The 21920-nt window shown below is 71.4% G+C and carries 22 protein-coding genes and 1 pseudogene; 8 read left to right on the top strand and 15 right to left on the bottom strand.

Annotation, left to right across the window (positions count from 1 at the left end):
- Window positions 1–97 precede the first annotated feature (97 nt).
- The 9 genes from ACWEV3_RS13950 to ACWEV3_RS13910 all read right to left on the bottom strand — a co-directional run bounded on the left by ACWEV3_RS13950 (window position 98) and on the right by ACWEV3_RS13910 (window position 10231).
- On the bottom strand, window positions 98–1570 hold the full coding sequence (locus ACWEV3_RS13950) for an FAD-dependent oxidoreductase (protein ID WP_452614202.1): 1473 nt from the start codon (window positions 1568–1570) through the stop codon (window positions 98–100).
- A 7-nt stretch (window positions 1571–1577) separates the two neighbouring features.
- Complete coding sequence (locus ACWEV3_RS13945) at window positions 1578–2498, bottom strand: VOC family protein (RefSeq protein ID WP_452614201.1); 921 nt, start codon at window positions 2496–2498, stop codon at window positions 1578–1580.
- 33 nt (window positions 2499–2531) lie between these two features.
- Window positions 2532–3716 (bottom strand): acyl-CoA dehydrogenase family protein, encoded by a 1185-nt coding sequence (locus ACWEV3_RS13940; protein WP_452614200.1) that lies wholly within the window; start codon window positions 3714–3716, stop codon window positions 2532–2534.
- Window positions 3716–4762 (bottom strand): 4-hydroxy-2-oxovalerate aldolase, encoded by a 1047-nt coding sequence (dmpG, locus tag ACWEV3_RS13935; RefSeq protein WP_452614199.1) that lies wholly within the window; start codon window positions 4760–4762, stop codon window positions 3716–3718. The genes ACWEV3_RS13940 and dmpG overlap by 1 nt, the downstream gene beginning before the upstream one ends.
- Before the next feature lie 7 nt (window positions 4763–4769).
- Window positions 4770–5621 (bottom strand): acetaldehyde dehydrogenase (acetylating), encoded by an 852-nt coding sequence (locus ACWEV3_RS13930; protein WP_452614431.1) that lies wholly within the window; start codon window positions 5619–5621, stop codon window positions 4770–4772.
- A gap of 89 nt (window positions 5622–5710) precedes the next feature.
- Complete coding sequence (locus tag ACWEV3_RS13925) at window positions 5711–6496, bottom strand: 2-keto-4-pentenoate hydratase (RefSeq protein WP_452614198.1); 786 nt, start codon at window positions 6494–6496, stop codon at window positions 5711–5713.
- A gap of 162 nt (window positions 6497–6658) precedes the next feature.
- Window positions 6659–7702, bottom strand: a complete 1044-nt coding sequence (locus ACWEV3_RS13920; protein ID WP_452614197.1) for a 2Fe-2S iron-sulfur cluster-binding protein — start codon at window positions 7700–7702, stop codon at window positions 6659–6661.
- A gap of 13 nt (window positions 7703–7715) precedes the next feature.
- A complete protein-coding gene (locus ACWEV3_RS13915) occupies window positions 7716–9368 on the bottom strand; it encodes an FAD-binding protein (protein ID WP_452614196.1) in 1653 nt (550 codons plus the stop codon).
- Entirely contained in the window at window positions 9365–10231 is an 867-nt protein-coding gene (locus ACWEV3_RS13910; RefSeq protein WP_452614195.1) for an alpha/beta fold hydrolase, read from the bottom strand. Before ACWEV3_RS13910 ends, ACWEV3_RS13915 begins: the two co-directional genes overlap by 4 nt.
- A 223-nt stretch (window positions 10232–10454) precedes the next feature.
- Between ACWEV3_RS13910 and ACWEV3_RS13905 the strand changes: the two genes are divergently transcribed.
- Entirely contained in the window at window positions 10455–11036 is a 582-nt protein-coding gene (locus ACWEV3_RS13905; protein ID WP_452614194.1) for a flavin reductase family protein, read from the top strand.
- A gap of 55 nt (window positions 11037–11091) precedes the next feature.
- On the opposite strand, the gene ACWEV3_RS13900 is transcribed toward ACWEV3_RS13905, so the two are convergent.
- Complete coding sequence (locus ACWEV3_RS13900; protein WP_452614193.1) at window positions 11092–11979, bottom strand: IclR family transcriptional regulator; 888 nt, start codon at window positions 11977–11979, stop codon at window positions 11092–11094.
- A 228-nt stretch (window positions 11980–12207) separates the two neighbouring features.
- On the opposite strand from ACWEV3_RS13900, the gene ACWEV3_RS13895 reads away from it, so the two are divergent.
- The 3 genes from ACWEV3_RS13895 to ACWEV3_RS13885 are packed head-to-tail and all read left to right on the top strand — an operon-like array spanning window position 12208 to window position 13991.
- The gene (locus tag ACWEV3_RS13895; RefSeq protein ID WP_452614192.1) at window positions 12208–13062 is read left to right on the top strand and encodes a TIGR03619 family F420-dependent LLM class oxidoreductase; all 855 of its coding nucleotides are present in this window, start codon (window positions 12208–12210) and stop codon (window positions 13060–13062) included.
- A 15-nt stretch (window positions 13063–13077) separates the two neighbouring features.
- The gene (locus ACWEV3_RS13890; RefSeq protein ID WP_452614191.1) at window positions 13078–13587 is read left to right on the top strand and encodes a nuclear transport factor 2 family protein; all 510 of its coding nucleotides are present in this window, start codon (window positions 13078–13080) and stop codon (window positions 13585–13587) included.
- Window positions 13584–13991: a nuclear transport factor 2 family protein gene (locus ACWEV3_RS13885; protein WP_452614190.1), complete on the top strand. Its 408-nt coding sequence runs from the start codon at window positions 13584–13586 to the stop codon at window positions 13989–13991. Before ACWEV3_RS13890 ends, ACWEV3_RS13885 begins: the two co-directional genes overlap by 4 nt.
- 211 nt (window positions 13992–14202) lie before the next feature.
- Here the strand turns inward: ACWEV3_RS13885 and ACWEV3_RS13880 are convergent, their stop codons facing one another.
- Window positions 14203–14328 (bottom strand): SDR family oxidoreductase, encoded by a 126-nt coding sequence (locus tag ACWEV3_RS13880; protein ID WP_452614430.1) that lies wholly within the window; start codon window positions 14326–14328, stop codon window positions 14203–14205.
- An 83-nt stretch (window positions 14329–14411) separates the two neighbouring features.
- Window positions 14412–14561: pseudogene (locus ACWEV3_RS13875) on the bottom strand (SDR family NAD(P)-dependent oxidoreductase); the annotation flags it as partial.
- A 256-nt stretch (window positions 14562–14817) separates the two neighbouring features.
- On the opposite strand from ACWEV3_RS13875, the gene ACWEV3_RS13870 reads away from it, so the two are divergent.
- Complete coding sequence (locus tag ACWEV3_RS13870; protein ID WP_452614189.1) at window positions 14818–16281, top strand: MFS transporter; 1464 nt, start codon at window positions 14818–14820, stop codon at window positions 16279–16281.
- A gap of 257 nt (window positions 16282–16538) precedes the next feature.
- Here the strand turns inward: ACWEV3_RS13870 and ACWEV3_RS13865 are convergent, their stop codons facing one another.
- The gene (locus ACWEV3_RS13865) at window positions 16539–17315 is read right to left on the bottom strand and encodes an SDR family oxidoreductase (protein ID WP_452614188.1); all 777 of its coding nucleotides are present in this window, start codon (window positions 17313–17315) and stop codon (window positions 16539–16541) included.
- Between the two features lie 197 nt (window positions 17316–17512).
- Between ACWEV3_RS13865 and ACWEV3_RS13860 the strand changes: the two genes are divergently transcribed.
- On the top strand, window positions 17513–18703 hold the full coding sequence (locus tag ACWEV3_RS13860; RefSeq protein WP_452614187.1) for an alpha/beta hydrolase family protein: 1191 nt from the start codon (window positions 17513–17515) through the stop codon (window positions 18701–18703).
- Between the two features lie 210 nt (window positions 18704–18913).
- Here the strand turns inward: ACWEV3_RS13860 and ACWEV3_RS13855 are convergent, their stop codons facing one another.
- Together ACWEV3_RS13855 and ACWEV3_RS13850 are read right to left on the bottom strand one after the other, a co-directional pair.
- A complete protein-coding gene (locus tag ACWEV3_RS13855; protein WP_452614429.1) occupies window positions 18914–19123 on the bottom strand; it encodes a 2-hydroxycarboxylate transporter family protein in 210 nt (69 codons plus the stop codon).
- 52 nt (window positions 19124–19175) lie between these two features.
- Window positions 19176–19457: an isocitrate/isopropylmalate family dehydrogenase gene (locus ACWEV3_RS13850; protein ID WP_452614428.1), complete on the bottom strand. Its 282-nt coding sequence runs from the start codon at window positions 19455–19457 to the stop codon at window positions 19176–19178.
- A gap of 493 nt (window positions 19458–19950) precedes the next feature.
- On the opposite strand from ACWEV3_RS13850, the gene ACWEV3_RS13845 reads away from it, so the two are divergent.
- Together ACWEV3_RS13845 and ACWEV3_RS13840 are read left to right on the top strand one after the other, a co-directional pair.
- Entirely contained in the window at window positions 19951–20622 is a 672-nt protein-coding gene (locus ACWEV3_RS13845; RefSeq protein WP_452614186.1) for a LysR substrate-binding domain-containing protein, read from the top strand.
- A 47-nt stretch (window positions 20623–20669) separates the two neighbouring features.
- A complete protein-coding gene (locus tag ACWEV3_RS13840) occupies window positions 20670–21803 on the top strand; it encodes a threonine synthase (protein ID WP_452614185.1) in 1134 nt (377 codons plus the stop codon).
- Window positions 21804–21920 lie beyond the last annotated feature (117 nt).

The following is a 21920-nucleotide window of genomic DNA, read 5'->3' as shown; positions in this document are numbered from 1 at the left end:
CGAAATCACCGGTTCCCGTGAGGGAGGGGTGGCGATTTCGCGCGAAATCAGCGCCGGTGTCAGGCACCGGGCGTCCCCGGGGCCGGGGTGACGCCTGCTAGACCTGTGCGGCGGTGCGGCCCGCGCGGCGGCCGAAGAACGTTCCGTCTCCCAGTGACGTGCCGCTCACGTAGCCTTCGCCGTGGATTCCGGAACTCGCCCTCCCCGCCGCGAAAAGCCCCGCGATCGGCTTGCCCGAGACGTCGAGCACGGCACCGTCCACTGTGGTGTGCAGGCCGCCGAGCGTGAACCCGGCGATGCCCGTGCCCGGCGGCGCCGCGTCGCCGCCTCCCGGGTTGAACCCGAGCGCCGGGTTCACCGCCGCGAACGGCGGTTCGAGCTCGCGCAGCCACGCCGGGTTCTTGTGGAAGTGGAGGTCGTCGCCCTCGACGGCGTGCCGGTTGTACGTCGCGACGGTCGTTTCGAGCGCACCTGCCGGCATGCCGAGCTCTTCTTCCAGCTCTGCAAGGGTTTCGGCGACGTGCTGCGGTCGCACGCCCCAGAGGTCGCGCTCGGGAATGGCGTCGTAGCCCGCCTCGTCGATGATCACCCACCACGGCGCCGGGTTGTGCAGCGCGGCGTGGCTGAACATGCCCGGGTACACGTCCTCGTTGATGAACCGCTGGCCCCGCGCGTTGACGAGCATGCCGCGGCAGACCATCGCCGGCAGCGCGGTCAACGCCGCCTCCACCTGCGCCATCCGCCGGGTCGCCGCGCCGAGGGCGGCGGCCATCCGGATCCCGCTGCCGTCGTCGAGGCCGTCGCTGACCTTGCCGTGCCCGAGCAGCACCGGCGCGTGGTCGGCGAGCATCTCCTCGTCATCCACGAAGCCGCCGGTGGTGAGCACCACTCCGCGGCGGGCGCGGTAGTGGACGGTCTTGCCGTAGTTGGTCGCCACCACCCCGACAACCCGCCCGGACTCGTCGACGACGAGCGCGGTGGCGAGCGTGTCGGCGTGCGTCCGCGCCCCGGCCTCGTGCGCGGCCGACGCGAGGCGCTCCATGATCAGCCAGCCGCCGAAGTTCTCCGCGGCGGGCCGGTGGCCGCGCGGGACCGGCCGCGCGATCGTGTTGTAGGGCCAGGCGTTCTCGCCCAGCCACATCAGCCCGTCGCGGGTCGGCGGCATCCAGCTCGGGGCGTCGTACATCGACTCCTCGAAGGTCAGCCCGCGGGCGCAGAGCCACTCGAAGTGCTCCACGCTCTCGTCGCAGTACAGCCGCAGCTTCTCCGCGTCGGCGTGCGGGCCGAGGGCCGCTTCGAGGTAGGCGAACATCTCGTCCGGCGTGTCGTCGAAACCGCACGCCCGCTGGACGCGCGTGCCGCCGCCGAGGTACAGCTCGCCGCCGGACAGCGCCGAGGACCCGCCAGGGCCCCCGGCGCGTTCCAGGACGATGACGTCGGCGCCGGCGGACGCCGCCTCGAAAGCGGCCGCCGCGCCGGCACACCCGAAGCCGACGACGAGGACATCGGCTTCGTGGTCGAACGCTTCCACCTGCGACAGCGGCACCGGGTGCACCGGCCGGGGGCTCATCGGCGGCTCACCCTTCCTGGCTGAACGCCGCGAGCGGTTCCGAGCCGGACCAGTCGTGGCCCCAGTAGCTGTCCGCGGTGATCTCCTCCGCCGTGTAGTACGTCTCGTCGACGAGCAGGCCGTCGCAGCCGTACTCGATGTCCCAGCCGCCGGGCGCGCGGACGTAGAAGGAGATCGCCTTGTCGTTGGTGTGCCTGCCCAGGGTCGACGACAGCGAGAAGCCGCGCCGGTTGACCTCGTCGAGGGCCCGGCCCACGGTGTCGATCTCCTCGACCTCGACCATCAGGTGCACCAGGCCCGGCGGCTCGCCGTGCGGGGCCGGGCAGACCGCGAGGCTGTGGTGGCGCTGGTTCACGCCCATGAACCGCACCCGGCGCGGCGGGGCGTCCGGGGCTCCGCCGCCGACGCGGATGGCGCCGCGCGGCAGGAAGCCGAGCACCTCGGTGTAGAACTCGACCGTCTCCTGTGGACAGGTCGTCGGCAGCACCACGTGGCCCATGCCCTGATCGCCGGTGACGAACCGGTGGGCGTGCTTGGTGACGACCGGGCTGTGGTCGAGCACCGGCCCGAAGAACACCTCGACGGGAGTGCCGGTCGGGTCCTCGAAGGCGATCCCGGCCTCGATGCGCCGCTCGTCGCATTCCGCCTGCGACAGCGCCTTGACCGCCGTGCCTGCCGCCTCCACGTCGCGGCCGACGGCCGCGAGCCCGAACTGGTCGCGCACCTCCCAGCCGACGGCGAGCACCTTGTCGGTGTCGCCGGGCAGCACGATCAGCCGGGCGGCCCGCTCGTCCATGCGCAGGTAGAGCCCGTCGGCGTGGGGACCGGTGGCCTCCTGGAGCCCGAGGGCGTCGACCGTGAGCTCGCGCCAGCGGTCGATGTCCCGGGTCTGCACCGTGAGGTATCCGAGGCCGCGGATCTGGGGCATGTGCGTTCTTCCTATCTCTGTGCGGCGGGGCGGTCAGATCATCGAGCGCATCGGGCCCGGCGGCGGCTCGATGCCGAGTTCGGTCAGCGCGGACGCGTGGAAGACGGCGCCCGGGACGTGGATGGCGTGCACCATGCCCATGTGGCCGTCGCGCCAGAAGCGCTGGATCGGGTTGTCCATGCGCAGGCCGTTGCCGCCGGAGCGGGCGACGATCTCGTCCATCGCGCGGACGGCGCGCCACGCCGCGGCGACCTGGGTGCGGCGGCTGACCGCGCGCTCCTCGAAGCCGATCTCCGCGCCCGCTGCCACCTTGTCGTAGATCCGGGAGACGTTGTCGAGCAACGCGACGCGGGAGGCGTGGATCTCGGCCGCCGCCTCGCCGATCGCGAACAGCACGTAGGGATCGTCCTTGATCTTGGTGCCGGTGATCTGCACGCGCTTCTGCTGGTAGGCCATGTGGTGCGCCAGGGCACCCTCGCAGATGCCGATCACCGCGGAGGTGATGCCCAGCGGGAAGGCCGTGGTGAACGGGACGTGGTAGGTCGGGTTGTCCAGCCCGGCGTCCCTGGGCGCCGACCCGTCGAGCATCGTGCTGAACGGGATCACCCGGTACGACGGGACGAACGCGTCCTTGACGATGATGTCCTTGCTGCCGGTGCCGCGCAGGCCCACGACGTCCCAGGAGTCCTCGACGATCTCGTAGTCCGACCGCGGCAGGATCACGTGGTAGGACACCGGAGGCTGGGCCACGTTGCCCTCCTCGTCGCCCATGAAGGCGCCGAGGAAGATCCAGTCGCAGTGGTCGGTCCCGGACGAGAACTGCCAGTGCCCGTTGAAGACGTAACCGCCGTCGACCGGCTTGAGCACGCCGAGCGGGGCGTACGGCGAGGCGATCCACGTGTCGGTGTCCTCGCCCCAGATCTCCTCCTGCACCCGGGGGTCGGCCATCGCCATCTCCCACGGGTGGACCCCGACGATGCCGGCGACCCAGCCGGTGGAGCCGTCGTGGCTCGCGACCTTCATCACCGTCTCGGCGAACTCGGCCGGATGCGCCTCCGCTCCGCCGTACCGGGCGGGCTGCAGCATCTTGATCACACCGGTCTCGCGGAGCACCTTGGCCGCTCGGTCGTCGAGCCTGCCGAGCCGCTCGTTCGAGGCGGCGGCCGCGGCGATCTCCTCGGCGCGCTCTTCGACCGCCGTCAGAACCGGGTTGGACATCAGCTGGCCCTCGCTTCGGTGTCGGAGCCGCGAGCGGCGAGGCCCACGGCGAGTTCGATCAGCTGGTCCTCCTGGCCGCCGATCAGCTTGCGCTTGCCCGCCTCGACGAGGATTTCGGCGCCGGAGACGCCGTACTTCTTCGCGGCGCGGTCGGCGTGCTTGAGGAAGCTGGAGTAGACACCGGCGTAGCCCATGGTCAGCGAGAGCCGGTCGAGCAGGCACTCGCCGTCCATCACCGGCCGGACCACGTCCTCGGCGGCGTCGATGATCTTCAGGGTGTCGACGCCCGTGCGGATGCCGAGCTTCTCGGCGACCGCGACGAACGCCTCGACCGGAGTGTTCCCGGCGCCGGCGCCGAAGCGCCGGGTGGAGCCGTCGATCTGGGTCGCCCCGGCGCGCACGGCGAGCACGGAGTTGGCCACGCCGAGGCCCAGGTTCTCGTGGCCGTGGAAGCCGACCTGGGCGTCGTCGCCGAGTTCCGCGACCAGCGCCGCGATCCGCTCGCTGGTGTCCTCCAGCACGAGGGCGCCCGCGGAGTCCACGACGTAGACGCACTGGCAGCCCGCGTCGGCCATGATCCGGGCCTGCTGCGCCAGCACCTCCGGCGGCTGGCTGTGCGACATCATCAGGAAGCCCACCGTCTCCAGGCCCAGCTCGCGGGCCAGCCCGAAGTGCTGGACGGAGACGTCGGCCTCCGTGCAGTGCGTGGCGATCCGGCAGATGGCCGCCCCGTTGTCGGCCGCCGCGCGGATGTCGTCCTTCACCCCGACGCCGGGGAGCATCAGGAAGGCGATCTTGGCGCGCTTCGCCGTGGCCACCGCGGTCTTGATCAGCTCCTGCTCGGGGGTGTGGCTGAAGCCGTAGTTGAACGACGAGCCGCCGAGGCCGTCGCCGTGGGTCACCTCGATGACCGGGACCCCGGCGCCGTCGAGGGCGGCCACGATGTCCCGCACGTGCTCGGCGGTGAACTGGTGCTGCTTGGCGTGCGAGCCGTCGCGCAGCGAGGAATCGGTGATCCTGATGTCGAGATCGGTGCTGTAGGCCATGGGTTTCTCACTGCCCCTTCTGCGCGCGGATCCGCCGGGCGAAGCCCGCGCCGACGCCGGCCGCTGCGGCGGTCATGATGTCGAGGTTCCCGGAGTACGGCGGGAGGAAGTCGCCTGCGCCCTCCACTTCGAGGAACACCGCGACGCGGGCCATGCCACCGTTCACAGTGGACGGATCGTCGAACTGCGGCTCGGCGCGCAGCCGGTAGCCGGGCACGTAGCTCGCGACGTTCGCGACGACCTCGTGGACGGACCGGGCGATCGCGTCCCGGTCGCAGTCCGCCGGGATCGCGCAGAACACGGTGTCGCGCATCAGCATCGGCGGCTCGGCCGGGTTCAGGATGATGATCGCCTTGCCCCGGCGGGCACCGCCGATCTCCTCGATGCCGCGCGAGGTCGTGATGGTGAACTCGTCGATGTTCGCCCGGGTGCCGGGCCCGGCCGACGGCGAGGCGACGCTGGCCACGATCTCGGCGTAGGCGACCTCCACCACGCGCGAGACGGCGTGCACGATCGGGATGGTGGCCTGGCCGCCGCAGGTGATCAGGTTGACGTTGGGCGCGTCGAGGTGCTCGCCGAGGTTGACCGCGGGCACGACCGCGGGCCCCAGCGCGGCCGGGGTCAGGTCGATCGCCTGGATGCCCCGCTCGGCGTACTTCGGCGCGTTCTCCCGGTGCACGTAGGCCGAGGTCGCCTCGAACACGATGTCCGGCTGCTCGTCCTGCGCCAGCAGCCAGTCGACGCCCGCGGCGGAGCTGATCAGCCCCTCGCCGTCCGCGCGCTTGAGGCCGGGGCTGTCGGGGTCCACGCCGATCATCCAGCGCGGCTCGATGGTTTCGGAGCGCAGCAGCTTGTACATCAGGTCGGTGCCGATGTTGCCGGAGCCCACGATGGCAGCGGTCGCCTTGGTCACTGTTCCATTCGTCCTTTCCAGGTTCCCGGTGCGCCTCACGCGAACCGGGCCGTGACCGACCCGAGGCCGGTGAAGTCGGCGCGGTACTCCTCGCCCGGCGCGACGTCGACGGCCCTGGTGCACGAGCCCGGCAGGATCACGTGCCCAGCTTCGAGCCGGACGCCGAAGGTGGCGACCTTGCGGGCCAGCCAGGCCACCGCCGTGGTGGGGTTCCCGAGCACCGCGCTGGTGTTCCCGCGGGCGATCTCCGCGCCGCCGGAGAACAGCACCGCCTCGATGTCGGCGAGGTCCAGCTCGCCGGGCTTGGCCCGGGCGGCGCCGAGGATGACGCCCGCGGAGGAGGCGTTGTCGGCGATGGTGTCGGCGAGGCCGATCCGCCAGTCCCCGATCCGGCTGTCGATCAGCTCCAGGCTCGGGACGACGTACTCGGTGGCGGCGAGCACGTCCTCCTCCGTGCACCCCTCGCCCGGCAGCGAATCGCCCAGGACGTAGCCGATCTCGACCTCGATGCGCGGGTAGCAGTAGCGCGCGGTTTCCACCGCGCGGTCCTCCGCCAGGAACATCGTGTCGAGGAGGTGGCCGTAGTCGGGCTCGTCGACGCCCATCATCCGCTGCATCACGGGGGACGACAGCCCGACCTTGTGACCGCGCACCACCGCGCCGGCGGCGAGCTGCCGGCGGATGTTCAGCAGCTGGATCTCGTAGGCGTCGACCACGTCGATGCCGGGGAACCGCTCGGTGAGCGGATCGATCGGCGCGCGATCGGACTGCGCGGCCCGGAGGGCGTCGGCGGCAGCCTGTCGAGTTGTCGCATCGAGCATGCCTGAACGGTGCCAGCCGATCCCGCGCAGCTGGGATTCCTCTCCCGCTCACCGGGACCACCCGCCGCGAGGTCGTCGCAGAACTCCGTCCGGACGAGCGAAAACCCGCGGTGCAGGAGCGCACCGCGGGTTCTCCCGCCCGCTCACCGGGACCCCGTCCGGTCAGTAGTCGTAGGTCAGCTTCAGCCGGTCGCTGAGCGGCACTGCCTGGCAGCCGAGGATGATGCCCTCGGCGCGGTCGGTGTCGTCGAGCACTTCGTTGCGCTCGAGGTCGACCTCGCCTTCGAGCAGCACGCAGGCGCAAGCGCTGCAGGCGCCTTCCCGGCAGGAGTACGGCGCGTCCAGGCCCGCGGCCAGGAGCACGTCGAGCAGCTTGCTGTTCCGGGGCCACGACACGGTGCGCGTTTCCCCGTCGAGGGTCACCTCGACCTCGCTCATCGGCCCGTCCGGGCTGATCTCCGGCGGATTCTCGTTGGCGGTGAACGGATCGCCGGTCAGCGAGGTGAAGCGTTCGACGTGCACCCGCTTCGGCGGCGCGCCGAGCGCGGTCAGCGATTCGAGCACCAGGTCCATGAACACCTTGGGCCCGCAGACGAAAGCCTCGCGGTCGGCGTAGGGCCGCAGCAGCTCCCGCACGCCCGCGGCGGTCGGCAGCCCCTGCACGGATTCCAGCCAGTGCAGCACGGTGAGCCGGTCGCCGTGCTCGTCGAGCCCGAGCGTCTGCAGTTCGTCGCGGAATATCACCGAGTTCTCGTCCCGGTTGGCGTAGAGCAAGGTGATCCGGCCTGCGCCCGCGCGGAGGGCGGACTTGAGGATCGAGAGCACCGGGGTGATCCCGCTGCCGGCGGCGACGAGCAGCAGATCGGTGTCCAGCGACGAGGGGGTGAACGTGCCCGACGGGCTCAGCACGTCGAGCACGTCGCCCGCCACGACGTTGTCGCAGATCCAGTTCGAGCCGTAGCCGTCCTTGGTGCGCTTGACCGTGACCTTCAGCTTCTCGTCGCAGACCGGGGAACTGCACAGCGAATAGCAGCGGGCGGCACCGCCCGGCCGGTCCGAGGGGATCCGGATGGTCAGGAACTGGCCGGGCAGGTAGCCGAACGGCGCGCCCGGCTGCTCGGAGTGCTCCAGGACCAGGGTGTGCGCGTCGGCGGTCTCCCGGATCACCTCGACGACGCGAAGCTTCCACACCGTTGGCGGCGTCATGTTTCCTCCCGCCTCATCCGAGAACTCCCGCGGCGTGCTTCGCCGCGATGTAGCCGAAGACGATGGACGGGCCGATGGTGGCGCCGGGGCCCGCGTACTCGTTGGCCATGATCGACGCGGTGGTGTTGCCGGTGGCGTAGAGGCCCTCGATCACCGAGTCGTCGGCGCGCAGGACCCGGCCGAGCTCGTCGGTGACCAGGCCGCCCTTCGTGCCGAGATCACCCGCCTCGACCCGCACCGCGTAGAACGGCGCCTTGTCGATCACGTCCAGGTTGGGGTTGTTCAGGGTGGGATCGCCGTAGTAGCGGTCGTAGGCGCTGTCGCCGCGGCCGTAGTCCGCGTCCTTGCCCGCGCGGGCGAAGCCGTTGAACCGCTCGACGGTCTGCTGCAGCGCGTCCGCCGGGACGTCGACGCGTTCCGCGAGTTCCGCGATCGTGCCGGCCCGGTGCACGATGCCGGCGTCGTAGAAGCTCTGCGGGAACGGCATGCCGGGCAGGATCTGCGCGAACGGGTACCTCGCGCGCGCCCTCGCGTCCATGATGAACCAGATCGGCCGGTGCTTGCCCGCCAGCTGGGCGTGCACGAAGTTCGTGTAGGGGGCCGACTCGTTGGTGAACCGCTTCCCGTCCGCCGACACGATGATCTGGCCCGGGATGGCGCGCTCGGAGACCAGCGGGATCGTGGCGCCCGAGGGATGTTCGACCGAGGGCATCCACCACGCGTCGTCCATGAAGTCCAGGGCCGCGCCCAGCTTCCGGCCCGCGGCGATGCCGTCCCCGACGTTCTCCACCGCGCCGAGGCTGTGGTTCTCCTGGCCGCCCTCGGGCAGGTATTCCGCCCGCATCTCGCTGTTGTGGTCGAACCCGCCGGTCGCGAGCAGCACGCCGCGGCGGGCGCGGATGCGCTGCTGCTCACCGTCGCGGCGCACGACGACACCGGTCACCCGACCGTCCTCGACCACCAGGTCGGTCATCGGAGCCCGCAGCCACAGCGGGATTCCGGCGTCCTTGAGCGCCATCCGCATCCGCGCGACCAGGGCCCGGCCGCCGGTGGACATGTGCCGCCGCCGGACGACGTTGGAGGACACCCGCCAAGCGGCGATCACCGACGCCCAGCGGCCCCGCCAGGTGCGCTTGACCATGGCCAGGTCGTGGTAGTCCTTGCCGGTGACCCACAGGCCCAGCGGACCCTTCATGCTGTTGGGGCGCTGGAACTCCTCGTCCGCGCCGAGCTTCCGCGTGTCGAACGGCAGCGGCTCGACGGATCGCCCCATCGGCCGGCCGCCCTCGTACTCCGGGTGGTAGTCGGCGTACCCCTTGGTCCAGTAGAACCGCATCCACCTGCTGCGGCACAGCAGTTCCATCGCCGCGGGGCCGTGGTCGACGTAGGCGTCGAGGCGGGCGGCCGGCACCTTGCCCTCGGTGAGCAGGTCCAGGTACCGGCGGATCGACTCGCGGCTGTCGTCGTGGCCCTTCGCCCGCAGCACGGGGTTGTTGGGGATCCAGATGCCGCCGCCGGACATCCCGGTGCTGCCGCCGTACTTCCCGGCCTTCTCGACGACCACCGTCGACAGGCCCGCGTCGGTGGCGGTGAGCGCGGCGGTCATCCCGCCGCCGCCGGAGCCGACGACGACGAGGTCGAACTCGTGGTCCCAGGACGCGGTCACGGCGCGTCCTTCCGCGTCAGGAACGCCAGCACCGCGCTCTCCCAGGCTTCCTTCTGCTCGATCATCGTCCAGTGCCCGCAGTTGGGGAAGATGTGCAGTTCCGCGTCGGGAATCGTGCGCATGGGGATCAGCGCCATGTCCACCGGGCTGACCCGGTCGTCGCGTCCCCACGTGATCATCGTCCTGGCGCGGACCTTGTGCAGCATCGCCCAGTACGGCGGCTCGTCGGACATCGCCGCGGCGGCGGCGACGGCCTCGAAAGCCTTGCGGCCGTACATCTTCCGCGCGCTGGCGAGGGTGCTCGGATCGGTGGCGTGCGCCCAGCGCTCTTCGATCAGCTCCTCGGTCACCAGCGACCGGTCGTACACCATGGAGTTCAGCCACGCCACGAGCCGTTCCCGCGTGGGTTCCTCGGTGAACTCCATCAGCAGGTTGATGCCCTCGCCCGGCGAGGGGCTGAAGAGGTTGCGGCCGATCCCGCCGATGGTGACGAGCCGGCGCACGCGGTCCGGCTGGTCGATGGCGAACCGGGTCGCGACGATGCCGCCCATGGAGTTGCCGATCACGTCCACCTGCTGGAGGCCGAGGCCGTCCAGGAAGCGCCGGACCGCGTCGGGGGCGGCGACCATGGGGTGCTCGTCGGTGGGGTCGCTGACGCCGAAGCCGGGGAATTCCAGGACCAGGCAGCGGAAGTGCTCGGCGAAGACCGGGAGGTTGCCGCGGAAGTTCCGCCACCCGGTGACGCCGGGGCCGGACCCGTGCAGCATCAGCAGGGGCGGCCCGTCGCCGGCTTCGTGGTAGCGCAGGACACCGCGGTCCGTCTGCAGCTCGCGCAGCGTGGACTCGTAGTTCAGTTCCGTCATCTCACGCCCAAGCTCTCGAGGACTTTCAGGGGTTTCGCCGCTGCACGTTAAGCGCGGGTGCCCCGGTCGGGCGTCACGAACTCCCGATCAGCGGGATCGCGGGCTCCCGGCCAACAGGATCGCGACCGCGCGCGGAATCCGCTTCCGGGGGGCCCGGCGGTGCTTCCCGCTCAACGGGACGACGCGGCGAGAACGCCGCAACCGCGCGCATAACGTCGGTCCCGTGAACACCCAGCGTGCAGCGGAAGATCCTCAGGTGACGGTGGACGACGCCCCCGCGGCGGTGGCGCCCACGCCGCTGGAGATGCGGCGGGCGATGGGTACCTTCGCCAGCGGCGTCACGGTGGTGACCGGGTACGACGGCGAGCCGGTGGGCTTCGCCTGCCAGTCCTTCGCCTCGGTGTCCCTGGAACCGCCGCTCGTGCTGTTCTGCGCCGACCACCGGGGCCGGTCCTGGCCGCGGATCCGCGACGCCGGGCGCTTCTGCGTGAACGTGCTCGCCGAGCGGCAGAACGACCTGTGCGACCGGTTCGGTTCCAGCCGGGGAGCCAAGTTCGAGGGACTGCCCTGGCAGCTGTCCCGGTGGGGCAGCCCGGCGCTGCCCGGCGTGCTCCTGCGGGTGCACGCGGAGGTGCACGACGTGCACGCCGCCGGCGACCACGACGTGGTGATCGGCCGGGTGCTGGAGCTGGAGACGCCCGCCGACGCGCCGCCGATGGTCTTCTTCCGGGGCAGGTTCGGGATCGCCCCGGAGCCGGAGCTCGTCATGCCGGACGCCTGGGGCTGGGGCGACACCTGGGCCTGAGCCGCCGTGCGCACCGGGTTTCCGCCGTGCGCGGCCGGAATCCGGCGCCCGGCGGTCAGAGCCAGTCGCCGGATCCGGCCGCCATCATCCGGTCGAGCGTCGCGGTCGACCAGGTCTTCTCGGGCGCGACCACGCTCATCTTGCGACAGGAGCGCGGTTTCACCGCAGCCGGGTAGAGCACGTCCGACACCGTCCTGGCGGCGTCCACGACCAGCGGCGCCACCTTCTCCAACGGCGCCTTGACGTAGCCCACCAGGGAGATGCTGCCCACCGGTCCCTCCGGGCCGCGGACGGCGGCCGCCGCGCAGGCGAGCGAGGGAATGCACTCGCCCCGTTCGAAGGCGAGACCGCGGCGGCGCCGGATGCGGTTGAGCTCCTGGTGCAGGGTGCCGATGTCGCCGATGGTCCGGTCCGTCAGCCGCCCGATGCGGTCGCCGAGCAGCTCGTCCACGGTCTCGGGCGCGAGCCCGGCCAGGATCGCCTTGCCCAGGGCGGTCGAGTGCGCCGGGGCCCGGCCGCCGACGCACGAGGGCACCGACGCGGCGAACCGGCCGCCCACCTTGTCGAGGTAGTGGATCTCGCCGCCCTCCAGCACCGCGAGGTGAACGACCATTCCAGTTTTCATCTGGAGGTCGTGGAGCAGCGGTGCGGCGGCGCCGCGGAGCTCGTCGTGGGCGTTGGCCTGGCCGCCGAGGCTGAGCGCGCGGCGCCCGAGCGAGTAGCCGGCGGCGCTGTGCCGGAGCCAGTCGAGCCGGACCAGCTGATCGAGGATCCGATGCGCTGTCGACCTGGGAAGATGCGTGCGCCGAGCCACGTCTTCCAGGGTGAGCCGAGCGGAGCAGCGCTCGAACGAGTCGAGGATCAGCGTCATCCGTTCCACCATCGACGGCGGCAGCTCGCGGCGCGGGGAGTCAGCGTTCTCGCGAGCGAAAGGGACAGTCATGGTTCTCCCCTCGGCCCGGCGTACCGGAAGCAAAACTGAAATGAATTCTTCTCTGGAACGGTAGCAGCGGCGCGCGAGCTGCGGAAGCCTCCCGCCGGGGTTTCGCCCGCGTTCCGGGCGGCCGCCGGCTCCCGGTGACCGGGATGAGCCGGGAGTTCGCCGAGGCGGCTGGGCTAAACCTTGTCGACGGCCCGGTGGAACCGGTGCCGTGCGAGGAAAGGTCTGCAGATGAGAGTCGGCATCGCAAGCCCGGTGGTGACGCAGGTGCCCGGCGTGCATTCGGAGTGGGAGCGCACGGCGGGCATCGAGGAGCTCGGCAGGATCGCCGAGGCCGCCGACCGGCTGGGTTTCCACCACCTGACGTGCAGCGAGCACGTGGGCATTCCCCGGGAGGTCGCCGAGCAGCGCGGCGCGACCTACTGGGACCCGCTGGCCACGCTCGGGTACCTGGCCGCGCGCACCACGCGGATCCGCCTCGCCACGCAGGTCCTGGTGCTCGGCTACCACCACCCGCTGGAGATCGCCAAGCGCTACGGCACCCTCGACCGCGTGTCGGGCGGCCGACTGGTGCTCGGGCTCGGCGTGGGCAGCCTGGAAGAGGAATTCGCGCTGCTCGGCGCGCAGTTCGAGGGGCGGGGCTCCCGAGCCGACGACGCCCTCGCCGCCTTGCGGGCCAGCCTGTCGCAGCGGGAACCGGAGTACCACGGCGAGCACTACGACTACGCGGGCTTCGTCGTGGAGCCGCACGCCGTGCAGGCCCGCGTGCCGATGTGGATCGGCGGCCGGACGCTGCGCTCCCTCCGACGCGCGGCGACGCACGGCGACGGCTGGGTGCCCTTCGGCCTCGACGTGGCCCAGCTGCGGGAGATGCTGGCCAAGGTCGAACTTCCGGCGGACTTCGAGGTCGTGCTCTCCTCCGGCGCGCTGGACCCGCTGGAAAAGCCGGCGGCGGCCGAGGCGGCGCTGGTGCAGGTGCGCGAAGCGGGCGCCACGCTCGTCGGCGCCCAGCTGCGGGCGCGATCCGCCGATCACTACTGCGAGCAGCTCGAAGCCCTGGCCGGCATCGCGGCCGGCATCGATTGACGGGACGAGGTACCGATGGCTGAGGAATCCACCGATCTTGCCGAGCGGTTCGCCGCGCTGGAGGAGCGCCTGCGGCGGATCGAGGACCAGCAGGAGATCGCCCGGCTCATCGCGAGCTACGGCCCGCTGGTCGACAGCGGGAGCGCCGAGGCGGTGGCCGACCGCTGGGAACCCGACGGCACGTACGAGGTCGACGGGTGGTCGATGAACGGCCGCGCCGAGATCGCCGCGATGGTCACCGGCGCGACGCACCAGGGCTGGATCGAGGGCGGCTGCGCCCACTTCCTCGGCCCCGCGCACATCACCGTCGACGGCGACGAGGCCGTCGCCGTGGGCCACTCGCTGATGGTGGTGCACAACGGCGGGGAGTTCGTCGTGCGCCGCGCCACCGCCAACCGCTGGCAGCTGCGGCGCGGCCCGGCGGGCTGGCGCGTCACCCGCCGCACGGGCCGGGTGCTCGACGGCCGCGAGGAGTCGCCGCGACTGCTCGCGGCGCTCGATCCCGTTGCGGTGGAGGCGGAATGACCGCCCGGGAGGAGATCGTGGAGCGGCTCGCCGAGCTGGCGGCCGCGATCGACGCACGGGACTGGGCAGCCATCGAGGCCACCTTCCTCCCGGACGCCCACGGGTACAGCCGGGACGGCGTCGAGGCGATCGTGCGGCAGATGCGCGATCACCTCGACGGGTGCGGGCCGACGCAGCACCTGCTCGGCAACCACCGGGTGGCGGTGGACGGCGACACCGCGCGTTCGCTCACCTACGCGCGCGTGCACCACGTCGGGGCCGGGCCGATGGCCGGGCGGTTCTTCGAGTGCATGGGCGAGTACGACGACCGCTGGGTGCGCACGCCCGGCGGATGGCGGCTGTCGTCGCGCACGTTCGACATGCGGATCACCCTGGGCGATTTCGCGGTGCTCCGCCCGGCCTGAGCATCACAGCCACGTCCTAATAGGACACTTTTCGCCTCAGAATCGTTCCACAAGGGCTCATCTGCAAGGCGCCTGAGGCCCGGGGAGGTGGCGGTTTCGCGCGAAACCGCCACCCGCCCTCACGCGGAACGCCGGTTTCGCGCGAAAACGCCGCCCTGCGTGCCAGGCGATCACCCCTCACGCGTGCCCGCACCGCAGTCTGGAACGCCCCTCAGAACCCGGCGCCTGCGGTCATCCCGCCGTCGACGAACTCCGCTCCCGTGCAGTAGCTCGACTCGTCGAAAGCGAGGAACAGCACCGCGTTGCTGATCTCCTGCGGCCTGGCGTAGCGGGGAATCGGCAGCCGGCGGCCTGGTCCTCCAGTTCGTCCTCCTCCCTGCCGGTCATCGGCGTGGCCACGCTGCCGGGGTGCACGGAGTTGACCCGGATCCCGCGCGGCCCGAGCTCCAGCGCCGCGGACCTCGTCAGGCCCCGGATGCCGAACTTGCTGGCGCTGCAGCCGGCGAAGCCCGCTCCCCCGACCAGCCCGTTGACCGACGAGATGTTCACGATCGAGCCGCCCTCCCGCATGACCGGCGCGGCGTGCTTGATACCGAGCCACTGCGAAACCGGGTTGACCTCGCAGCCGCCGCTGACCGGTTCCGCACCGTCTCGGTGACCGAGACCTCTTCGGTTGCCCCCTGGTCGAGTCGCTAGCGTCCGCTGGCACGCCCGCTCCGGGCATCCGCCCGACGTGCCCGGGCGCCGCGCGGCCGGCCAGAACTCCGCCCCGCCGGACCGAATTCGATGATCACCGCAGCCAATCCGACTCAGCGAGGAGTCCAAAATGGATCAGGAATCGCTGCCGCAAAGATCTGCGCCCACCGGACCGGACGCCGACGGCGAATCCGTCCGCGAGGAGCGGTCCACCGCGCAGAACTACGCGATCATCGCGCTCCTCGTCCTGCTGGTGGAGATCACCGGGCTCGCCTACACGATGGTGCCGCCGGTGCTGTCGAACATCGCCGCCGCGTACCGATCGCCGGACATCTCCTGGATCATCACCGCCGTCACCCTGGTGGGCGCGATCGCGTTCGCGGTGTGCGGCAAGCTGGGCGACGTCTACGGCAAGAAGAAGGTCTCGCTGGCCTGCACCGCCGTGTTCGCGGTCGGCACCGCGCTGTGCGCGACGGCTCCGGTGCTGCCGCTGATGATCGCCGGTCGCGCGCTGCAGGGCTTCGGCCTGGCCGTCCTGTCGCTGGCGTACGGGCTGGTCCGGGACGTGCTGCCGAAGCGGCTGATCCCGATCGCGCTGGGCTTCATCGGCACGGGGATGGGGGCCAGCACGATCATCGGCCCGTTCATCAGCGGAATCCTGCTCGGCACGTTCTCCTTCCGCGGCGTCTTCTGGTTCCAGCTCTGCTACGCGGTCGTGGTGGGCCTGCTGGTGTGGCGGTTGATCCCCGAGAGCGGGCTGCGTGCGAAGGTCGGCGTGGACTGGGCCGGGGCGGCGCTGCTGGGGCTCGGCGCGCTGGCCTTCCTCGCCGGTATCGGCATGGCCAAGAAGGCGGGCTGGGTCTCGGTGCCGACGCTGGGCGGGATCATCGCGGGCGTGCTGCTCATCGCGGGATGGGTCGCCTACGAGCGGCGCGCCGCTGATCCGCTCGTCCACATCGGACTCCTCACGCGGCGCCGGGTCGGCCTTCCCATGATCGCCAACGCCTGCGTGCAGTTCGCACTGGTCGGCAACTCCATGCTGGTGCCGATGTTCGTGATGTCGTCGCCGGAAGGCGGCTTCGGGTTCGGCTCGTCGGCGCTCGAGGTGGCCGGATTCGTCGCCGCATCAGGAGTGTCCGGGATGATCGCGGGCCCGGTCAGCGGGCTGGTCTCGCGGCGCTTCGGGCCCCACGCCGGCATGGCCTTCGGCGCCTCGGCGCTCACCATCGGCGCGACCCTGATCGCGTTCGTCCACGACACCACGGGGATCGTCCTGCTGTCGCAGCTGATCTTCGGGCTCGGCATCGGGGCCGCCTCGGCCTCGCTCCCGAACGTCATCATGCACGCGGTGCCGGCCGACGTGCAGGGAGTCAGCGGCGGAATGCTGAACCTGGTGGGCAGTTTCGGCAGTTCGCTCGGATCGCAGGCGCTGGTGGTGCTGCTACTGCTGCCGGGCGCGACCGATCTCGGCACCGAGGTGCACTACGCCGAATCGGGCTTCGTGCTGGCCTTCCTCGCAACTGCGGTGTGCGGCGCCATCGCCCTGATCAGCGCCCTCTCCACCGGCCCCCTCCGCGGCCGGCACACACCGTAGGGGCTGTCCCGGCGAAGCCCCATCCGGCGCGGTGGCACGACCTCGCCCGACTGGTGTGGAGTGAACGGCCTGTTCACCTCAATAGACGAGGCGAACAGGCCGTTCACTCCACCCACCCAACACCAGCTCACACCACCGAAACGGAGCGAACGGACCGTTCGCCTCGATAGGCGGCAGGGTCGGTGGGCGCTTTGGTTCGGCCACTGCGCCACGAGAACGGGGCTGCGGTCGCGCACCGCGGCCCCGCTCCCGGCCCGCTAGAAGACTTCCGGGCCCCGCAGGGTGGCTTCGGCGCCACCGTCCACATAGATCACCTGGCCGGTCATGTGCGTGTTCCCCGCGCTGATCAGCCAGCCCAGCGCCGTGGCGATCACGCCCGGTTCCGCGTATCCGTTCAGCGGCATCGGCACCGCCTCGTCCATGACCTTCTTCATCGCTTCGTCCTCCAGGAGCGGCGCCGCCATCGGGCTGAGCACGACTCCCGGTGCCACGGCGTTGAGCGGGATGCCCGCACCCGCCCAGTGCGCGGTCACCGCCGCTCTGCGCAGCCACTGCGCGAGGGCCGATTTCGACGACGGGTACAACCGGGAACCGGCCCCGCCCTCGACCGCTGCCTTCGCGCGTTCCAGCGCCGCCTGCTCGTCGTCCCGCAGGCACGCTTCGATCACGGCCTGGTCGACCGGCTGCGTGCCGGCGATGGAACCGACCACCGCGGCCTGCGGCTGCGGGGCGGCGGCGAGCAACGGCCGAAGCCCCTCCAGCAGCCGGACGACGCCGAAGTAGTTGACGCCCACGGCGATCGGATCGGGCAACGAGACGCCGGCGCACGCGACCACGCCGTCCAGGCGTCCCGCGCCGAGTTCGGCCACCTCCGCCACCGCCCGGGTCCGCCCCTCGTCGGTGGACAGGTCGGCCCGGACGTCCGCGGTGTCCCGATCGACACCGATCACGGTGTCCCCCTGCGCCTTCAGCACCTCCACCAGGGCCTTGCCGATGCCCGATGCCGAGCCGGTCACGGCGATGCGGCGTGTCATGTCCTCGTGCTCCTCACACCAGTTCGTTCGGCCTCGCCTGGGAAATCCGGCGCAGCGGCCATCACCGCATGCCTATCGGAGGTCACCGCGACGCGGGATCCGGTAGTACCGGTGAGTGGGATCAGCGGACTCCCACCGAGCGCCGACGGGGTTGTCTCTGCGGGACTTCGAACCCCGACCGCCCGGGAGGAACGCCCGTGAACCGGTTGTCCCCAACCACCTCGCTGACCGCGCTGCTCGCGGCCGGACTGGTCGCGTCCGGTTGCTCCGCGGGCACCGGCGACACGCCGGAGCCGGTACCGCCGGAACGCGGCACCCTGTCGAGTTCGGTCCCGCTGGACCACCGGCGCCTGCCCAGCGCGCAGGGCGAATGGCTGATCTCCTACACCTCCGCGGACGCCGATGGGAAGCCGGTCACGGTCTCGGGAACGGTCTCGGTGCCCGGGTCTCCCCCGCCGCAGGCGGGCTGGCCGGTGATCAGCTGGGCGCACGGCACCACCGGCACGGCCGACGCCTGCGCGCCGTCCGCCGACCGGCCGGGCGGCCCGGCGCACTCCTACGTCGGGCTCGTCGACCAGACGCTGGACCAGTGGGTCGCCGCCGGTTACGTCGTGGTGCAGACCGACTACGAGGGGCTCGGCACCCCCGGGGAACACCCCTACCTCAACGGGCCCAGCGCGGCGAACGCGGTCGCCGACATCGTCCGGGCCGCGCGCCAGGTCGACCCCGGCGTCGGACCGGACTGGTTCGCGGTGGGGCACAGCCAGGGCGGCCACGCCGCGCTGTTCACCGCGGCAGCGGACCAGCAAGCCGCTGGGCTGTCGCTGCGCGGTGCCGTGTCCATCGCGCCGGGCGGCTTCCAGACGAGCCAGACGACGGCGTACTTCCAGCAGCAAACGGGTGAGCAGGGCGTCCGCGCGGCGCTGCCGTTCCTCCCCACGATGCTCATCGGGGCGGCCGCGGTCGATCCCGGAATCGTGCCCGAACAGCTGCTCGCCGACGAGGTCCGGCCGGTGCTGGACGCGGCGCGCACGACCTGCCAGGACGGGATCCGGGAGGCCGCCTCGACGGTGCGGGCGGAGCGGGTCTTCCGCGAGGGCGCGGATCTCGACCGGCTGACGGCGTACCTGAAGTCGCAGGAACCGGAGGGCCTGGCGCTCCGCGTCCCGACCCTGGTCCTGCAGGGCACGACGGACGTGCTCGTGAGCAAGCGGGGAACCGACCAGCTGGTGAAGTCCCTGTGCGAACGCTCCCCCGCGATCGGCTACGAGGCGTACGACGGCGCGGATCACCGCCAGGTCCTCGCGGCGTCCCAGCCCGCGGCGCAGCGGTTCACCGAAGATCTCCTCGCGAACCGGCAACCGGCGAGCGCCTGCTCCCGATCGTGAACCCGACCGCCGCCCGATCCGCAGCGGGAGCGGCGGTAAACCTCCTTGCGTGCTCGCATGATGTTGCCCAGGAGCGGTGTTCAGCCGTGAACCTTGCCGGGCGGCGATTCCGCGATCGCGGCGATGCGCATCGCGGCTCGCGCCGAAGAAGTCGTCCAGCTGATTCAACCTCTTGCCCGCCGCACCTCCCGATGAGCCCCACCAGGCCCATCAGCCGAACGCCTGGATGAGCGCGGCCGCGCTGATGACCGTCACGACCCCACCGATCCGCGTGGAGATCTGGGCGAACGGCATGAGCACCGTCCGGTTCGACGCGGAGAGGATCGCCACGTCCCCGGTGCCGCCGAGCCCGCTGTGGCACACCGTGACCAGCGAGGCGTCGACGGGATACGCGGAAAACGGCGCGACCGACCAATCGATTTCCGGGCGGCGGCGGCAAATCCGGGAGCCGATCGACCGGGCAGGAGCGCTCTCAGCGGGCGCCGCGGACCGCGTCGGCGACGGCGGCTCCGAGCTCCGCGGTCGTGCCGTCGCCGCCCAGATCCGGCGTGAGCCGCGCTCCGCCGCGGCCCAGTACGGCCGCGCCGGCGGCGTGCTCGCCGAGGTGCTCCAGCATCATCGCGGCGCACCAGATCTGGCCGACCGGGTTCGCGATCCCCTTGCCCGCGATGTCCGACGCCGAGCTGTGCACCGGCTCGAAGAGGCTCGGGAAGTTCCGCTCCGGGTTGATGTTCGCGCTCGGTGCCACGCCGATCGTGCCCGTTCAGGCCGGACCGAGATCGGAGAGGATGTCGCCGAAGAGGTTGCAGTCGGGGTGCATCACGAAGTTCGCGGTGCGGATGTCGATGTGGTACTTGTCCACCTCGACGTCGGGTTACCGGGCGGCCATGTTCTGCACCCGTTCGTCCCAGTACGGCATCGAGATCGAGATCCCGTTGCTCTTCGCGCGGGCGGCTGCGCGCGGCCGCGGTCAGCACCCGCACGCCCTCGGCGCCAGCTCGAAGGCGAACTCCAGGATCCGGTCGCATCACCGGGAATCACGGCGATGCGATGCGTGGTGGTCATGCTGGATTTCCCCCGTTGGCCGCATTTCCTTGCGGCGCAGTCGAAATCGGCTTTGTCCGGCGGCTCGGCCCGACCTCGTCCCGCGTCCCGCGGGCGATTTCCATGTAGCGTAGGGCGCACGAAGTGGACCCAAAAGACCTGATTCGGCACAACAGCGTTGCGCGAGACGAAAGAAGGGCGTCGTGGATCTGCCGAAGCGCCGCCACGAGCTGCGCGGCCACGTCGCGGTGCACTTGACCATCGGGCTCGGCCGCACGCACATCGCTCCCCTGCTGGGGCGGTTCAAGGACCTGCATCCCGATGTCGAGATCGACCTGGAGCTGTCCCACCTGCCGCTGCACATCGCCGGGACCCGGTTCGACTTCGCCATCCGGGTCGGCAGGCAGCGCGACTCCAGCCTCCGCGCCCGGCTCCTGCACCCGAACCGGCGCGTCGTGTGCGCGGCCCCGAAGTACCTCGCGAACCGGAACCCGCCGCGGTCGATCCACGAGCTCCCCGAGCACGACTGCATCGTGATCCGGGAGAACGATTCCGACCACGCCGCCTGGAGATTCGGCACCGAATCGGAGGAGACCGCGGTGAAGGTCCCCGGCTCCATGGTCAGCAACGACGGCGACGTCGCGACGCAGTGGTGCGTGGAAGGCCACGGGCTGCTCATGCGCTCCCGGTGGCACGTCGCCCCGATGCTGCGCACCGGCGCGCTGGTCCAGCTGCTCGACGGCGTCCCCACTCCCGGCGCGAACATCTACGCCGTCTACGCCTCCGCCCAGAACCTGACCCGGCGCGCGAAGCTCGCGATCGACCACATCGCCGAGGGACTCGCGCGGCGCCTGGATGTCCCTGCGGGGCAATGACTTTCGCGCTTCCCTTCCGAACCGTCCACCCGAGCCGAGGAGACATCGTGAGCACTGGCGAACCCGAGCTGGTCGACCGCGCCGGCCGCCGCTACCCGATCGACGAGCCGCGCTGGTGCGGCGACGACGGATCTCCCCTGCTGATCGAGCCGCTGCCCGGCATCACCCGCGAGCGCATCGACTCGGGCGTGCGCTCGCAATGGCGCTACGCCGCCGCGCTCGCGCTGCCCGACACCCCGGCGGTCAGCCTCGGCGAGGGGCTGACCCCGTTGCTGCACCGCCGGCTGGCCGGGCTCGACGTGGCGGTCAAGGCCGAATCGGCCAATCCCACCGCCAGCTTCAAGGACCGCGGCACCTCGGTGATGATCAGCACCCTGCGCGCGCAGGGCGTCCCCGCGGTGCTGGAGGACTCCAGCGGCAACGGCGGTTCGTCCGTCGCCGCCTACTGCGCGGCGGCCGGGATCGACGCGCAGATCCTCGCCCCCGAAGCGACGTCCCCGGCCAAGATCCTGCAGAGCCGGATCCACGGCGCGTCGGTCGAACTCGTGCCCGGCAGCAGGCAGGACACCGCGGACGAGGCGCTCCGCCGGTCGGCCGAACGCTTCTACGCCAGCCACAACTGGCACCCCCACTTCCTCGACGGCATCAAGCTCATCGCCTACGAGATCTGGGAGGACCTCGGTTTCACCGCCCCGTCCGCGGTGGTCGTCCCGGCCGGTGCCGGGAGCCTCGTGCTGGGCTGCGCCGCGGGCTTCGACGAGCTGCACCGGGCGGGCGAGATCGACCGGGTTCCGCGCTTGCTGGTCAGCCAGCCGGAGCGGTGCAGCCCGCTGGTGCGAGCGTTCGACTCCGGCGCGGACGGCGTGGAACCGGCCGAATGGGCCCCGACGCTCGCCGAGGGCACCTCCATCGCGCACCCCGTGCGCGACCAGGAGGTGCTGCGCGCGATCCGCGCCAGCGGAGGCGCGATGACCGCGGTGCCCGAGGAAGAACTCCGCCCGGCGACGCTCGCCCTGGCGAAGACCGGCCTCTACGCCGAACCCACGAGCGCCCAGGTGGTGCCCGCCCTCGAACGGTTCGTGCGCGACGGCCACCTCACCGACGACGACGTCGTCGTGGCGGTGCTGACCGGCTCGGGCCTCAAGGCGAGCACCGCAATGGCCCGGCTGCTGGACGACTGACCCGCCCCACCGATCCACCGGTCCGACCCACCGGTCCAACCCCCGGGATGCCCGGGTTCCGCCCTCGGTCCGCAAATTACAATTAAAATTAATGTCCAAATTAAAATGAAAATTAGG

The sequence above is a fragment of the Saccharopolyspora sp. NPDC003752 genome, assembly GCF_053605825.1.
The sequence above is the reverse complement of the archived record's forward strand: the minus strand, read 5'-3'. Positions and strand labels throughout refer to the sequence as shown.